The sequence below is a fragment of the Streptomyces sp. NPDC005181 genome (assembly GCF_040608395.1).
Lineage (GTDB): Bacteria > Actinomycetota > Actinomycetes > Streptomycetales > Streptomycetaceae > Streptomyces.
In genome coordinates this window covers 1-15,309 of sequence record NZ_JBEXID010000005.1, presented here as the reverse complement: position 1 = coordinate 15,309, position 15,309 = coordinate 1, and the positions used below count along the sequence as shown (strand labels likewise).

General features: G+C 68.8%; 10 protein-coding genes. 4 read left to right on the top strand and 6 right to left on the bottom strand.

What is annotated here, in order from left to right:
* Positions 1 to 96: 96 nt before the first annotated feature.
* Positions 97 to 1,971: a transketolase gene (locus tag ABZV38_RS05140; RefSeq protein WP_356324687.1), complete on the bottom strand. Its 1,875-nt coding sequence runs from the start codon at positions 1,969 to 1,971 to the stop codon at positions 97 to 99.
* Positions 1,972 to 2,146: 175 nt separating this feature from the next.
* Complete coding sequence (locus ABZV38_RS05135; protein WP_356324685.1) at positions 2,147 to 2,902, bottom strand: dienelactone hydrolase family protein; 756 nt, start codon at positions 2,900 to 2,902, stop codon at positions 2,147 to 2,149.
* 674 nt (positions 2,903 to 3,576) lie between these two features.
* On the opposite strand from ABZV38_RS05135, the gene ABZV38_RS05130 reads away from it, so the two are divergent.
* Genes ABZV38_RS05130 through ABZV38_RS05120 form a run of 3 tightly spaced genes read left to right on the top strand, consistent with a single transcriptional unit; the run spans position 3,577 to position 6,398 of the window.
* Positions 3,577 to 3,786 carry a ferredoxin gene (locus ABZV38_RS05130; protein WP_356324683.1) on the top strand — a complete coding sequence of 70 codons (210 nt, stop codon included), beginning with the start codon at positions 3,577 to 3,579 and terminating at the stop codon, positions 3,784 to 3,786.
* The gene (locus ABZV38_RS05125) at positions 3,783 to 5,165 is read left to right on the top strand and encodes an FAD/NAD(P)-binding oxidoreductase (RefSeq protein WP_356324681.1); all 1,383 of its coding nucleotides are present in this window, start codon (positions 3,783 to 3,785) and stop codon (positions 5,163 to 5,165) included. The genes ABZV38_RS05130 and ABZV38_RS05125 overlap by 4 nt, the downstream gene beginning before the upstream one ends.
* A 12-nt stretch (positions 5,166 to 5,177) precedes the next feature.
* Positions 5,178 to 6,398: a cytochrome P450 gene (locus ABZV38_RS05120; protein ID WP_356324680.1), complete on the top strand. Its 1,221-nt coding sequence runs from the start codon at positions 5,178 to 5,180 to the stop codon at positions 6,396 to 6,398.
* A gap of 202 nt (positions 6,399 to 6,600) precedes the next feature.
* On the opposite strand, the gene ABZV38_RS05115 is transcribed toward ABZV38_RS05120, so the two are convergent.
* Both ABZV38_RS05115 and ABZV38_RS05110 read right to left on the bottom strand, forming a co-directional pair.
* Positions 6,601 to 8,118 carry a glutamate synthase subunit beta gene (locus tag ABZV38_RS05115; protein ID WP_356324678.1) on the bottom strand — a complete coding sequence of 506 codons (1,518 nt, stop codon included), beginning with the start codon at positions 8,116 to 8,118 and terminating at the stop codon, positions 6,601 to 6,603.
* Positions 8,119 to 8,219: 101 nt separating this feature from the next.
* Positions 8,220 to 8,840 carry an L-threonylcarbamoyladenylate synthase gene (locus ABZV38_RS05110; RefSeq protein WP_356324676.1) on the bottom strand — a complete coding sequence of 207 codons (621 nt, stop codon included), beginning with the start codon at positions 8,838 to 8,840 and terminating at the stop codon, positions 8,220 to 8,222.
* A 219-nt stretch (positions 8,841 to 9,059) separates the two neighbouring features.
* Between ABZV38_RS05110 and ABZV38_RS05105 the strand changes: the two genes are divergently transcribed.
* The gene (locus ABZV38_RS05105; protein WP_356324673.1) at positions 9,060 to 10,475 is read left to right on the top strand and encodes a DEAD/DEAH box helicase; all 1,416 of its coding nucleotides are present in this window, start codon (positions 9,060 to 9,062) and stop codon (positions 10,473 to 10,475) included.
* 849 nt (positions 10,476 to 11,324) lie between these two features.
* Here the strand turns inward: ABZV38_RS05105 and ABZV38_RS05100 are convergent.
* Positions 11,325 to 12,395, bottom strand: a complete 1,071-nt coding sequence (locus ABZV38_RS05100) for an alcohol dehydrogenase catalytic domain-containing protein (RefSeq protein WP_356324671.1) — start codon at positions 12,393 to 12,395, stop codon at positions 11,325 to 11,327.
* A gap of 543 nt (positions 12,396 to 12,938) precedes the next feature.
* Positions 12,939 to 15,029, bottom strand: a complete 2,091-nt coding sequence (locus ABZV38_RS05095) for a M4 family metallopeptidase (protein ID WP_356324669.1) — start codon at positions 15,027 to 15,029, stop codon at positions 12,939 to 12,941.
* Positions 15,030 to 15,309 lie beyond the last annotated feature (280 nt).

The window sequence follows — 15,309 nt, the reverse complement described above, 5'->3', positions numbered from 1 at the left end:
CTCTTGCTGTTATGGCAACTCTGCAGACGGTCGAGGGGCGGCGCATCCGGAGCAAGGAGATCGGCACCGTGCGCGGCAGCGTCGAACCCGCGCGGGTCAGCGTGTGGCGAGGCTGCGTGCGGCGCTGGTGATATGGGTGTGGGAGATGCCTGCGGCGTCGAGGAGTTCGGCGGGTGTGCCGGAGACGGGCAGGTTGCGGACGGCGAGATGGGCGAACGCGGGAGCCTGGCGGTGTTCGGCGAGGGCGGACAGGACTGCCTCGCCGAGACCTCCTTCGGGGTGGTGGTCCTCGACGACGACGAAGGCGCCGGTGTCGCGGGCGGCGCGGGCAAGGGTGTCGGCGTCCACGGGCTTGACCGAGTACAGGTCGATCACACGGGCGCTGATGTTGTCGGCCGCCAGTTGATCGGCGGCGGCCAGGCATTCGTGCAGGGTGACGCCGACGCCGATGAGGGTGACCTGGTCGTGGTCCGTGGCGCGCAATGTCTTGGAGCCGCCCACGGGGAAGGTCTCGTCGGGGCTGTAGAGGACGGGGTAGGCGCCGCGGGTGGTGCGCAGGTAGGAGATGCCTTCCAGGTCGGCCATGGCGGAGGTCAGGGCGGCGGCGGAGGTCGCGTCGCTGGGGTAGAGCACGGTGGAGCCGTGCACCGAGCGCATCATGGTGAGATCTTCCACCCCCATCTGAGAGGGGCCGTCCGCGCCGATCTCTACGCCGCTGTGGCTGCCCGACAGGGCCAGGGACACCTGGGAGATCGCTGCCATGCGGATGAAGTCGTGGGCGCGGGTGAGGAAGGCGGCGAAGGTCGCCGCGTACGGCCGGTAGCCGCGCACGGCCATGCCGACGGCCGAGGCGATCATCTGCTGTTCGGCGATATAGGTCTGGAAGTAGCGCTCGGGGTAGGCCTTGCCGAAGTCCTCGGCGTGGGTGGAGTTGCCCACTTCGGCGTCCAGCACGACGACGTCGGGGCGCGCGCCGAGTGCGACCAGAGCCTTGCCGAAGGCGGAGCGGGTGGCGACCTTGTCGCCGACCTCGAAGCGGGGCAGGTCGACGGTGACGTCGCCCATGGGCGGGCGGGGATGGTCGTCGACGGGCGGCCGGGGGCCGCTGACGGTGAGGTGGCGCACGCCGCCCAGCTCGGCCACGGCGCGCTCGGCGAGATCCTCGGGCAGGGGCTTGCCGTGCCAGCCCTCGGCGTCGGCGACCTCGTCGACGCCCTGGCCCTTGACCGTTCTGGCGACGACGACGGTGGGGGCCTGTCCGTCGGCGGCGGTGATCAGGGCCCGATCGATGGCCTTGAGGTCGTGGCCGTCGATGATCAGGGCCCGGCAGCCGAAGGCTTCGGCGCGGCGGGCGTAGGCGTCGGTGTCCCAGCCCAGTTCGGTGGGCCCGCTCTGGCCGAGGCGGTTGACGTCGATGATGGCGGTGAAGTTGCCCAGCCGGTGGCGGCCCGCCTTGTCCAGGGCCTCCCACACCGAGCCTTCCGTCATCTCGCTGTCGCCGCACAGCACCCATACGCGGTAGGGCTGCTGTTCCAGGTCGCGTCCGGCCAGGGCGATGCCCACGCCGTAGGCGATGCCCTGGCCCAGCGAGCCGGTGGCCACGTCCACCCAGGGGAGCACGGGGGTGGGATGGCCCTGCAGGCGAGCGCCGTTCTGCCGGTAGGTGGTCAGCAGTTCCTGCTCGTCGATGGCCCCGGCGGCGAGGAACATGGCATACAGCAGGGGAGAGGCATGGCCCTTGGAGAAGATCAGGTGGTCGCCTGTGGGGTAATTCGGCTGCTGCCAGTCGTAGCGCAGGTGGCGGGCCATCAGGACGGCCATGAGATCGGCGGCGGACAGGCTGGAGGTGGGGTGGCCCGAGCCGGCCGTGGTGCTGGCGCGCACGGAGTCCACGCGCAGCTGCTGGGCGAGTTCGAAGACCTGGTCCAGGTCGCTGTCGGGACCGATCGAGTGGCTGGATACGGCCGTCATCACGGCCTCCCTTCCTGCAGAAAAGCTGTTACCCGATGCCTGGTACCCCGTGTGCGGGGCTGGGTCACAGCTGCGACTGTCTGTTCGGCCGTTTGCCCGTGGCGATCGGTCGCATTGACGTCTCCTCATGTCCGGCCCGGACCGTGATGTTGCAGCCGGAGGGCCGCCGGTGGGCTCAGAGCGTGCGATGGAGGAGGTCGAGCAGGGCTGCCCAGTGGCGTTCGTCCGCGGCGGCGTCGTAGGCGGCGGTGTCGGCCTGCGTGAAGCCGTGGTCGGCGCCGGTGTAGACCTCGGCCCGGTGGCGTACCCCGGCGGCGGCAAGAGCCTTGTCCAGGCGGTCGATCTGTTCGGGCGGCATGCCGGGGTCCTGGTCGGCGTGGCCGAAGTACAGCTCGGCGGTGATGTTCTCGGCGAGCGTGTGCGGGCTGTCGGGGACGTCGGCGGCCAGGCCTCCGCCGTGGAAGCCGGCCATGGCCGCGACCCGGTTGGGGTGGGTGGCGGCGGCACGCAAGGCCAGGCGGGCCCCCATGCAGTAGCCGGTGATGCCGACTCGGCCTTCCGAAGCGTGGGGGCAGGCGGCCAGCCGGCCGAGGTAGGCCCCGGCGTCCCGGGCGGCCAGGTCGGGGGTGAGGGAGTCCATGACCGGGCGGAGCTGCTGGAAGATCTCCGGGCGCCGGGCAGGGTCGATGAGGTCGGGCAGGGCCACCACCGGGGCGCGGCCGTGGCGGTAGAAGACGTTGGGTACCAGCACCGTGTAACCGGCAGCTGCAAGCCGGTCGGCCATCTTCTTCAGCTGCGGCCGTAGCCCGAAGGCGTCCATGTACAGCAGCACCGCGGGATGGGGGCGGTCGTCGTCGGGATGCGTCAGATAGGCGTCCGCGACACCGTCAGGGGTGGGGACATCGACCTCTGTTCCGCGTACGGCGGGCATGGGTACTTCCGTTTCTCCGGGAGCTGTGTCCTGGCGTGTGGAGCGGGTGGTCACGCCGTTGTGGCGATGTGCTGGAAGACGGCGACGCACTTGTCCCGGCCGATCCTTGCAGGTGACCGAAGAAGTGATGGCGCACGCTGCGTGGAGGGGCGCTTGCGCCGGCAGGATCCGCACAGCCCTTCGCCGTCCGGGGCCGCGCGTGGAGGATCCTTCCGCAGCCGGCGCAAGGGCGCGATGTGGCGCCGCACCGGGAGCACATCAGGTGTCCGTCAGGTGGCCCAGTGCGGCCGTCGGTGGCGGACGAGGGCGGGAGCCCGTCGGCGAGCGCGGTGGCCATGCGGCGCACGGCCTCGCGCAGGGTGTCGGGAGGAGTCGTGTAGGGGATGCGGAGGCGCTGTTCGAAGAAGCCCGGGTCGGTGGCGAAGTAGGCGCCACCTTCGATCCGGACCCCGTAGTCCAGTGCGCGCTCGGCCAGCGGTGAGGCGATGGGCTCGCCCAGGTCGACCCACAGCGACAGGCCGCCGGGCGGCAGCTGCCAGGCGGGGCGCAATCTGCCGCAGCCACTGCCCTTCCTGACCGGTCGGCCTGCGACCCGGACGGACCCGCACCGTTCGCGTCGCGCGCCTGCAGGTATTAGGACAGAGACGACGGGTGGCACGGAGGAGTGGACCGGGATGCAGATCGTTGTCGACCTCAATCGCTGCCAGGGTTATGCGCAATGCGCATTTCTCGCCCCTCAGGTGTTCGAACTGCATGGCGAGGAGGCCCTGATGTTCACGCCGGCCGTGCCCGACGATCAGCATGAGCGCGTCCGCCGGGCGGTGGCGGCCTGTCCGGTACAGGCCATCCTCGCCGGTGAGCCGGCAGGTCTCGGCGCCCCGTGAGCGTCGTCGGCCGAATCGTCGTCGTCGGCGCATCGCTGGCCGGTCTGCGCGCCGCCGAGACGCTGCGTGACGAAGGTTTCGCGGGATCGCTGACCCTTGTCGGGGAGGAGCCCCACCCTCCTTACGACAGGCCACCGCTGTCCAAGCAGGTGCTGCTCGGTCGGGTACACGCGCATGACGTCGCGCTGCCGAGCCGTCGCGAGGTGGACGCGCAGTGGAAGCTCGGGGTCCGTGCCGTCGGGGTCGACCCGATCAAGAAGCGGGTGATCCTCGCCGACGGCGAAGAGCTCCCCTTCGACCGGCTGCTGATCGCGACCGGGACCCGGGCCCGGCCATGGCCGAACTCCGACGAAGCGCGCCTGGACGGCGTACTCACCCTGCGTACGAACGACGACGCGGCCCTCCTCGCCGAACTCCTCGACGCCGGACCGCGCCGGGTCCTGGTGATCGGCGCCGGATTCATCGGCTCGGAGATCGCGTCCGCCTGCCGGGAGCGCGGTCTCGACGTAACGGTCGCCGAACGCGGACCCTCGCCGCTCGTCGGCGCGCTCGGCGGGACACTCGGCACCTATGCGGCGCGGCTGCAGCGCGCACACGGGGTCGACCTGCGCTGCGGCGTGACCGTCACCGCTCTGAAAGGCAGCAACGGCCGGCTCACCGGCGCCGAGTTCTCCGACGGCGGCCGGATCGACGCCGATGTCGCCGTGGTCGCATTGGGCGCCGTCCGCAACACCGAATGGCTTGACGGATCAGGCCTGGCCGCAGGCCCTCGAGGTGTCGCTTGCGACGCGGGGTGCCGCGCCTTCGACATGTACGGGATCGTCACCGACGATGTCTTCGTCGCCGGAGACGTGGCACGCTTCCCGCATCCGCTCTTCGAGTACCAGATGCTCTCCCTCGAACACTGGGGCAACGCGGTTGCACAGGCCGAGGTCGCGGCGCACAACATGATCAGCCCGGGGCCACGAAGGCGCCCGCACCTGTCGGTGCCCGCCTTCTGGTCCAGCCAGTTCGGCCTCAACATCAAGTCCGTGGGCGTACCGACCTTCTCCGATCAAGTGGTCATCGCCCAGGGCTCGTTGCGCGAGGGCCGGTTCGTTGCCGTCTACGGCTACCGGGGACGTATCACCGCTGCGGTCAGTGTGAACCGCGCCAAGTGGCTGGAGCACTACCAGTACCTCATCGAGACGGCGGCACCGTTTCCACCCGCACCCGGTGCCGCCGACCGGTCCGGTTCGCCCGAGCCCGTCCCCTCCGACGTGCCGTCCCCTCAGTTGCTCTCGCACGGTCCGACCGTGGCTCTCACCGGTCATCTGCCGGACCGGCACCTGATTCTGGTGCGGGCCGAACCGCCGCCGACCGCTGCCCACCGTCGATGAGGAGACCCTCGCATGCCACCGGACACCCTCTTTGAGCGCATCACCGACTACGCGAACCGCGCCGACCCGTATCCGCTGTACACAGAGCTCCGCGGGAACGGAGTGGTACGACAGGGCGACGGCAGCTACCTGGTGGGCACCTACCACGAGATCGCGGCTCTGCTCCACGACCCCCGCATCAGCTCGGACCTCCGTAACCGTACGGATCCGGACCCACAGCTGGCCACGTCGGATGACATGCCGCCGGCCTTCATCGGTGTCGACGACCCCGAACACGACCGGCTCCGCCGCATCGCCATGCGCCCCTTCGGCCCGCCGCACTCCCCGGGACGGATCGACGCCCTGCACGGCGACATCACCCGGATCGCCGAGGAACTGATCCACTCGTTCGAGGGCAAGGACCGGATCGACCTCGTCGAGGATTTCGCCTACCCGCTGCCCGTCACCGTGATCTGCGGGCTCCTGGGCGTGCCCCGGGACGATGTGCCCCGCATCCGCACCTGGACGAACGCGATCATCGCCGGCTTCGACTTCAGCCACGGGGAGGACCCGGAGCACCGTCGACAGTCGGCACTGGACGCACGGGAGGCGATGGCGCACTATCTGGGCGACCTCGCCGAAGAACGGCGTGGCCACCCGTCCGGAGACATGCTCTCCGCCTTGGCCAACGACGAAGGACCCGAAGGCCGCCTCACCGAGCCGGAACTGATGGCCACCGCTGTGCTGCTGCTCATCGCCGGTCACGAGACGACCGTCAACCTGATCACCAACGGCATGCTCACCCTCCTGCGCCACCCCGACATCCTGGAGCAGCTGCGCGCCGCGCCCGAAAACATGCCGAGGGCCGTGGAAGAACTGCTGCGTTACGAGCCCCCCGTCCAATTTCTGCCGCAGCGCTCGCCGCTCACCGACATCGACGTCGCGGGCGTCACCATCCCCAAGGGCGCCCCGTTGATCCTGGTGCTCGCCGCCGGCAACCGGGACCCCCTGAGGTTCGACGACCCGGACCGTTTCGACCCGATGCGCGAGGACAACCAGCACTTCGGCTTCGGCAGCGGCATCCACAACTGCTTCGGCGCCCCGCTAGCCCGTATCGAGGCACAGATCGCACTCAATGCGCTCCTCCGCCACCTCGACGCCCCCCGCCTGGTCGAGGACCCACCCCCGTACCGGCGCAGCCCTGTGTTGCGTGGTCCCCGCCATCTCCTGATCGAGGGCTCCGTAGGAAAGTAGGCCGCAGGTCGCCGATGGTGCCTGACCGGCCACCCGTCCGGGTAGCTGCGCGGCTCGACGGCGTGCCGGACAAACCCCGCCTCACCTGGCCCGACGCCTCATGGCCGACTCGGGAGGCGGCCGGCCGGCGGCGAGAGGCATCTGTGAATGTGGCTCCGGCGAGGTGGTGATCGTGGTCGTGCGCATGGGGTGACGGATGCGCTCATGCCACCAGCGGCCGGTCCCTTGGGGCGACGGGGGACGGCAACTCTGTGGAGCCGCTCAGATAGCGGTCTGCTGCGGCCGCGGCGGACCGTCCCTCTGCGATGGCCCACACCACAAGTGACTGGCCACGTCCCGCGTCGCCGGCGATGAAGACCCCGCCCGTCCCGGTAGGGACTGTCCGCTCGGCGTGCTCGGCCCGCTCCGCCGATTCGGCGGCGAAGTCGGCATCGCGGGCGAAGTTACCCCGGTCGTCCAGCGTGAGCCCCAGCTGCTTCATCAGACCGGTGCCCCGTTCGGGACCGTAGAAGCCGAGGGCGAGCAGGACCAGATCCGCCGAGATCACGTGCTCGGTGTCCGGTCGCGGCCTTCTGTCCTCGGGTTCCACCTCCGCCAGGCGTATGCCGCGCACATGGCCGTGCCGGTCCCCTTCGAGGCGGAGGGTGGCGGAGGAGAAGATTCGCGGATCCGCGCCCTCCCGTTCCCGGCCCTCTTCATGGGCATGGGAGATCCGGTAGACCTTCGGATACGTGGGCCAGGGCTCGGCCTCCCGCCGGGCCTCGCCGGGTTCCGGATTGATATCCAGCTGCACCACGGACGTCGCGCCCTGACGGAGGGCGGTGCCCAGACAGTCCGAACCGGTGTCCCCGCCTCCGATGATCACGACGTGCTTGCCCTCGGCTGTGACGGGCGACGTGATGTAGTCGCCCTCCGTGACCCGATTGGCGAAGGTGAGGTAGTCCATGGCCTGATGTATGCCGTGCAGGCCGCGGCCGGGGACGGGCAGCTCCCGCTGTCCTCTGGCTCCTACGGCGACGACCACCACGTCGTGACGTCTTGTGAGTTCGGTGGCGTCGAGATCGCTGCCGATGTCCACACCCGTGCGGAACTTCGTGCCCTCCGATCGCATCTGCTCGATGCGGCGGTTCAGGTGCTGCTTCTCCATCTTGAACGCGGGGATGCCGTAGCGCAGCAGTCCGCCGATGCGGTCGGCGCGCTCGTAGACGGCGACGGTGTGACCGATCCGGGTGAGTTGCTGTGCCGCCGCCAGCCCGGCCGGTCCGGAGCCGATGATGGCGACGGTCTTCCCGCTGAGTCGCTCGGGCGGTCGCGGTGACGCATACCCGCGCGCCCAGATCTCGTCGGCGATCGCCTGCTCGACGTTCTTGATCGTCACCGGATCGGTATTGATGGTGAGCACGCAGGCGTCCTCGCACGGCGCGGGGCACAGCCGCCCGGTGAACTCCGGGAAGTTGTTCGTCGCGTGCAGCCGCTCGGCGGCGGCCCACCAGTCGTCCTTCGCCGCGTACGCGTTCCACTCGGGGATGAGATTCCCCAGCGGACAGCCGCTGTGACAGAACGGTATGCCGCAGTCCATACAGCGCCCCGCCTGCTCGGACACCAGCGGAAGCCGTGCCTGCCCCGCGTAGACCTCGTTCCAGTCGCCCAGCCGTTCCTCGACGGGGCGCGCCGGAACAGGCCGACGGGGGACTTTGAGGAAGCCGTGGGGGTCGGTCATGCTCCGCCTCCGTCGCCCCAGTGCGGTGTACCGGCGTTTTGAACAGACTACGCCTGGTTTATTCCCCTTTCATCGGTCTGAGGACACCCTGCGCCGGCCGGCTATTCGAAGCGTGTGGTGTCGCCTGCCCCTCGGCGTACGATCTCCGCTTCACCCTCGGAGAAGTCGATGACCGTGGTCGGTTCGGTGCCGCAGTCTCCCGAGTCGACCACGGCGTCCACCATGTGATCGAGCCGCTCCTTGATCTCCCAGCCCTGCGTCATCGGCTCGTCCTCGTCGGGAAGGAGCAGTGTGCTGGACAGCAGCGGCTCACCGAGCTCGGCGACCAGGGCCTGAGCAACAGCATGGTCCGGAATACGGACTCCGACCGTCTTCTTCTTGGGGTGCAGCAGCTGGCGCGGCACCTCCTTGGTCGCAGGGAGGATGAAGGTGTAGCTGCCGGGCGTAGCCGCCTTGATCGCGCGGAACACGTCGTTGTCGATATGTACGAACTGGCCCAGCTGTGCGAAGTCCTCGCACACCAGCGTGAAGTGGTGACGATCGTCGAGGTTCCGGATCGACCGGATCCGGCTGATGCCGTCACGATTGCCCAGCTGGCATCCCAGGGCATAGCAGGAGTCCGTGGGGTACGCGACGAGCGCACCGGAGCGAATGCTGTCGGCCACGCTGCTGATGGCGCGCCGCTGAGGATTGTCGGGGTGCACGTCAAAGTACTTGGCCATCTGCGGAGCCTATGCGATCCGGACAGCCGCGGTCAGGAATTGGATCGCGACGGTGAGGTGGCCGGAATCCCCGGTGCTTGAGGTTTCACGCTCCTGGTGAGCACCGGCTGCTACCGTTGATGGCCTCCATCATCTTCACATGCCCGTTCTTGCGGTTTGCCGGCTTCACCGTCTGCCGGGAATTCCTCGATACGTGCCGTACATCGAGGAAGGCTCTCCATGACGCGCTCAGCTCGCACGAACGCCCCGAAGGGCGAATTTGCCCTGCCGGATACGGTCACCCCGGCGCTCCCGGCAGCGACGTCGTTCGCCGACCTGGACCTGCCGCAGCAGCTGCAGGAAACGCTCGCCGGCCTCGGCGTGAACGAGCCGTTCCCGATTCAGGCGGCGACGCTGCCGAACTCCCTCGCGGGCCGGGACGTCCTGGGCCGGGGGCGCACCGGATCGGGCAAGACCCTGGCTTTTGGCCTGGCGCTGCTCACGCGGATCGCGAGCCGGCGTGCGGAGCCGAAACAGCCGCTCGGGCTGATCCTCGTCCCCACCAGGGAGCTGGCCCAGCAGGTCGGCGAGGCGCTCACGCCGTACGCCCAGGCTCTGAAGCTGCGCATGGTCACGGTGGTCGGCGGCATATCGATCGGCAGGCAGGCCGGTGCGCTGCGGGCCGGGGCCGAGGTCGTCGTAGCGACCCCCGGACGCCTGCATGACCTCATCGAGCGCAAGGACTGCCGCCTGGACCGGGTGCGGATCACCGTGCTGGACGAGGCCGACCAGATGTGCGACATGGGCTTCCTGCCCCAGGTCACCGAACTGCTCGACCAGGTGCGCCCCGACGGGCAGCGGATGCTGTTCTCGGCGACCCTGGACCGCGATGTCGACCTGCTGGTCCGTCGCTACCTCCACGACCCGGTGGTCCACTCGGTCGACCCGTCGGCGGGGGCGGTCACGACGATGGAACATCATGTGCTGACAGTCCACGGGGCCGACCGGTACGCCGTCACGACCGAGATCGCGGCCCGCGACGGCCGGGTGCTCATGTTCCTGGACACCAAGCATGCGGTCGACCAGTTGACCAAGCACCTGCGGGCCAGCGGCGTCCGTGCCGCCGCGCTGCACAGCGGAAAGTCCCAGCCCCAGCGCACGCGCACCCTCGCCCAGTTCAAGAACGGTCAGGTCACCGTGCTGGTGGCCACTAATGTCGCAGCCCGGGGCCTGCACGTGGACGACCTCGACCTGGTGGTCAACGTCGACCCGCCCAGCGACCACAAGGACTATCTGCACCGTGCAGGGCGCACCGCCCGGGCCGGTGAATCCGGCAGCGTCGTCACCCTGGTCCCTTCGAGCGGGCGCCGCGAAATGAGCAGGCTCATGGCTGACGCCGGCATTACGCCGAAAATCACCGCGGTGCGCTCGGGCGAGGCGGAACTGAGCCGGATCACCGGTGCCCGGACCCCCTCCGGCGTTCCGCTCGACGGTGGTCCGGCCGCAGCGCGCCCCAAGAGCGGCAACGCCCCGTTCCGCGGCATGGGCACTGCCCGGGGCGAGTCCGGGCGCACCGATGGCGGGTCCCGCCGGGGCGGTGACGCCCGCAAGTTGGCCGAGGCCCGCAGGGCCGCACGGGTGCGCCGCGGCTCCTAGCAGGCGCCTGGCGGAAAAGCCCAGGTCAGGAGCCCTCATTCATGTGTCACACGTGACACATGTGGCACAGATCCACCGAATGCGGTAATCGGCTGGACGCGGTACTGCGCACGGCCCGGGCCAACCGTCAGTCCCAGAGCCGGTACGTCACTTCTCTTGGCATCTGTGGCGGCCTGTTGTCGGTGTAGACAATGCGCAGCTGGGTGTAATGCTGGTGCCCGGGATGTTTCTGCCATGGCTCCGGCCGGTCGAGCCTGACAGCCACGGGGTAGGAGTGGAACGTGCCTGCAGCGCAGTAGGGCCGGCAGTCGTTCAATACGTTGAGCCCGCTACCCGTGGCGAACTTCGGTTTCCAGGCCGACCACCGGAGCGCGGTGAGGATGCTGTTGCCGTCCCCGCAGGCAATCAGGAACGTGCCCGGGCGTGCTTGAGGATGCGAGAAGCAGTCGACGACCACGACGCCGGCGGGTGACTGTGCCTTCGTGGAAGCGGATGCCGGCGCGACTGCGGTTGCGAGGGATGCCGCGGCACAGATCAGAACCGCTGCCTTCAGTTGGTGTCTTTGCATGTCCGCTCCCCAGCAGTCTCGCTCCGGGCCTACGAGGCCTTGCGTACGCCCGGCCCGCTCCGCGGTGCGGGCCGCGAGACCGGAGCAGGCGCCTGACGGTGCTTATGGCCTCTTCTCAAAGGTTGTTCCGCTATCGACGCTACGGCCGAGCCAGGGGACGCACCACCCATACAGGTAACAACTTCGCAACGTAGCAAATTCTGGCTCATTGTCGTTGTCTTCTGTCGGCCCTTGCGCGGTGCGGCCAAGGGTTGTCCTTGACTGCGGCAACTGTGCACCGTCTACGCGCCATCGGCGTCGAAGCGAATCAAGGGCCTGATGATTCCCCCTTCTTTCGATGCCATCATCCAAAACGCGCGTTCGATCTCGTCGAAACCGAATTCATGCGTGGTCATCGCAGTGGGATCCACCTTGCCGTTCTCCATCAACCGGAAGATCCGCCGAAGCCGCCCGTTCCCTCCGCGGTTGAGCCCGCCGTAGACCTTCTTGTCCGACATGCCGTATCCGAACGGCTCAAGGGGGATTTTCAACGGCTCTGGCACCTCCCCGTGGTACCCGACATTGGAAATGCGCCCTCCCGGCTTCGTGACCCGGAATGTCGCCTCCCAGGTCCCGGGGGTGCCGAGTGCCTCGATGGCCGCATCGACCCCCTGACCATCCGTCAGTTCGAGAATCCGCTCCACCGGATCGCACTGTGTGTAGTCGACGATCAGATCGGCGCCGAAGCGGCGTGCGAGTTCCTGACGTGCGGGAACCGACTCGACGGCGATGATGAGACCGGCGCCGCGCAGCCGGCAGCCGATCGTCGCCGACAGCCCCACCGCACCCTGGGCGAAGATCGCGACCGTCTCGCCCAGTTCGAGTTCCGCGTGTTCGGCGGCCAGGAACCCGGTGTTGAGCATGTCGGTGGCGTACAGCGCCTGGTGGTCGGAGAGAGTCTCGGGAATCGGCGCGAGATTGGCCTGGGCGTCGTTGACGAGAAAATACTGGGCCATGTTCCCGTCCCGCTGGTTGGTGAACTGGGCGCCACCCAGCATCCTCCCGAGGCATTGCGAGGAGAATCCGCGTTGGCAGAAGTCACACCGGAAGCACGGCGTGACCCCGGCCACCGCGACGCGCTGACCCTCGACCAGACCTTCGACGGCCGAGCCGAGCGCATGGACGACACCGACCGCCTCATGCCCCAACGTCACATCCGGAGCGACCGGAATCGCGCCCTTCATGGTGTGCACATCGGTCGTGCACACCATGGCCGCGGTGGTGCGCACGACCGCGTCATTGGGCCCGGGTTCGGGGACCGGCTTGTCGATGACGCCGACCTCGCCGACCTTCCGGAGAACGAAAGCCCTCACGTTCGTCTACCGGCCGTTCCATGCGGGGAGTGTGCCGGGGTCGTCAGCCGGCCCAGGTCCCTTCGGCGACCTCGGGGAGATCCGTGCGGTGCTGCCGGACTCCATCGCCTGCCGTAAGGGGTGGCGCGCACGGCCGGGCCGTGCCGCTCTCTTTGCAGCCGCGCACATGGAGGTTCGGGTGGACGGCGCGCCGGTACGACCTCGGCGCCAACGGCTGCGTCACTGTTCCCGCAGGCCGGACCCGTCCCACTGCTGGTCGGGGACGGTCACGGCGGCCTCGCGGTCCAGACGGGCATGGCGCGGAACGGCGGCGACCGGCACGCTGGACGCATGACACTGGAAGCACCTGGGGTCCGGCCCGTTGCTGTCCCTCGCGGCCGACCTTGCCGGGGCCGGACAGCGCGAGGGGGCGGAGGACTGGCATCTCAGGCCGGTCCAGGACTGCGCCGGCGTTCGCCGGGAGGCTGACGAGCCTCCCGCCGTCCGTATGCGAAAAGGCGGCCACCGGTAGATCCGGTGACCGCCTCCTGCGAGTGGCGGATGCTACTCGCAGGTGCCCGCGAACGTCCCGCGCGTCACCACGTCCGTCGTGGCGGCTGTGGTGTCCAGCCAGACGATCCGCTGCCCGTCACCGAGCGACGGGGCCAGCTGTGAACCGGAGGAGCACGAAGCGAGGCTGAAGTTGTTCAGCCCGGCCAGCACGTCCGCCGTCGTGGAGACCTTCACCTTGGTCGGGCCGGTCCAGGAGCCGAGCGCGCCCCAGATGTCGTACGTCGAGTAGGCGAAGTACTCGTCGCTGACCGAGAACTGGGCGACGTACAGACTCTTGGGGGAGCTCAGATTCTTCATCTGGGTCACGTCGGCGGCCGGCGTCGATCCGATCTTGGTGCTCGGGATCAGGAACCCGCCGCTGATGCGGTAGAAGACGCGGTCCGAGGTGAGCTGGATGTCCGAGATGCTGTCGAACAGGAAGCCGCCGATCCGCTTGTTCTGGGTCGTTCCCGCGGCGATGTTGTAGACGTACAGGTACGTCCCGTCGCCGCCGGCCCAGGCGAGGGTGCCGTTCTTCATGGCGAGGCGCGAGGCCTTGGTGCCGGCTTCGGGCGTCACGTTCACCGTGGTGCCGTCGGCCTTCAGGAGCATGACGTCCTGCTCGCCGTCGGAGGTGGTGCTGATGTAGGCGAGGGCGCCGTTCTCGGTGACCGGCTCGGTCTCGTCGGCGTCCGGGGTGTCGACCAGCTTCTTGATCGCGCCCTGGCCCTTGTCACCGGCCCGGTAGATGCCGACGTCGGTGGCGGAGATCCGGGTGAAGACGACACGCTCGTCGTCGAGGGACGGATCCATCAGGTAGGCGTCCGACTGCGCCAGTTCGTGCTGGGGCTTCTTGCCGAAGCGGCCGACCGTGATGCCGAAGGCGGCGCCGCCCTGGTCCCAGGCGATCGCGTCACCGTGACCGATGGCGTAGACATCGCCGTAGATCTGCGCTGCCTGCTCGTCGATTCCGCTGTACACCTCGTACGCGGGCAGGACGTCGGCGCCGATGGTGGTGCCGTCGTAGGTGCCGGACTTCTGCACCCAGCCCCGCTCGATGCCGTGGTCGTCGAAGGCCCGGCCGATGGCTTCCAGATCGGCTGTGGAGACCTTCAGCGACTTCGCGGCCAGGGCGACCGCATTGCGCATGTCGGTGAAGCCGGAAAGCGGGGTGAGGTAGTTCTGGGCCGCCCGGTACATGATGCGGTCGGCGAGGCCGGCGTCGATGCTCTTCCGGATGTCCCACAGCGCGCCGCCGACGATGGTGGAGTTGTAGTGCACCCCGCCGTTGTCGATGTCGAGCGTGATGGGCTGGTAGTCCGTCTGCGCGTTGCGGCCGTCGTTGAGGTCGCGCAGCGCGCACTCGTCCAGCGGCATGGTGCCGTTGCAGAGGTACTCGCCGATGAGGCCGGACGTCGGGTCGCTCATCGCGACGCCCTTGTCGGCGGTCTCCATGGCGTTGCCGAAGTAGTCGGAGATCGCCTCGTTGAGGGCGCCCGACTGGTTCAGGTAGACGAGCCCTGCGGAGTGCTCGGTGACGCCGTGGGTCATCTCGTGGCCGACCACGTCCAGGCCCACGGACAGCGGCACGCCGTCCATGTGGCCGTAGACCATCTTGGAGCCGTCCCAGAAGGCGTTGGCGTAGTCCTTGCCGTTGCTCGCGACGTTGACGACGGAGTAGATCGTGCCGTCCTTGCCGTCGACGCCGTCACGGCCGAGCTTGTCCTTGAAGTATTCGTAGACCTTCGCCGCGTTCAGGTGTGCGTCGACCGCGCCGGAGGAAGTGTTGGTGGCGTCGAACCGGTCGCTCGCGGAGGTCGCCAGGGGAATGTCCTCGGTGACCGGGCCGCCCGCCACGAGCGAGTAGCTTTTGCGCTGGGCGTCGTAGGTGCGTATCTGGCCGCCGGTCCGCGCGAACATGTCACGGGTGGAGTCGACGAGCGTGTACGACCCGCCCGTCTCCTTGTTGATGTCCAGCTCCACCTCGGAGCCGTCCACGCGTATGCCCGTCCCCTTGCCAGGGGCGGCGTCCGCGGCGTCGATGTTGTTGTACGAGAGGGCGATGCCGCCGATGTTCGCGTCGACGTACACCTCCTGGCGCACCGGGCTGCCGTTGGCTTCGGCACCCGTGACGGTGAAGTGCCAGGCCAGCTTGCCGCCTCGGGCGTCCGGCAGGACGCTCAGACCATGGCCCTCGGTTTTGGCGCCCTTGACCCAATGCCACTTAGCTTGTGTTGATGTTGGGGCGGGGTGCCGCTACCGTTCTGGCGGTGAGTCAGGATGTGGGCGGGTCGCTGCCGGACTGGATCTCGTTGGGTGTGCTGGCCTCCTCGGTGCCGCGGGATGTGGTGGACGAGGCGGTCGCGGCCTGCGGGAAGCGTGT

Bases quoted from the DNA above. Each gene is read 5' to 3' on its own strand.
- ABZV38_RS05105 (WP_356324673.1), top strand. From the start codon at position 9,060: ATGACGCGCTCAGCTCGCACGAACGCCCCGAAGGGCGAATTTGCCCTG.
- ABZV38_RS05120 (WP_356324680.1), top strand. From the start codon at position 5,178: ATGCCACCGGACACCCTCTTTGAGCGCATCACCGACTACGCGAACCGC.
- ABZV38_RS05135 (WP_356324685.1), bottom strand. From the start codon at position 2,902: ATGCCCGCCGTACGCGGAACAGAGGTCGATGTCCCCACCCCTGACGGT.
- ABZV38_RS05110 (WP_356324676.1), bottom strand. From the start codon at position 8,840: ATGGCCAAGTACTTTGACGTGCACCCCGACAATCCTCAGCGGCGCGCC.
- ABZV38_RS05115 (WP_356324678.1), bottom strand. From the start codon at position 8,118: ATGACCGACCCCCACGGCTTCCTCAAAGTCCCCCGTCGGCCTGTTCCG.
- ABZV38_RS05130 (WP_356324683.1), top strand. From the start codon at position 3,577: ATGCAGATCGTTGTCGACCTCAATCGCTGCCAGGGTTATGCGCAATGC.
- ABZV38_RS05140 (WP_356324687.1), bottom strand. From the start codon at position 1,971: ATGACGGCCGTATCCAGCCACTCGATCGGTCCCGACAGCGACCTGGAC.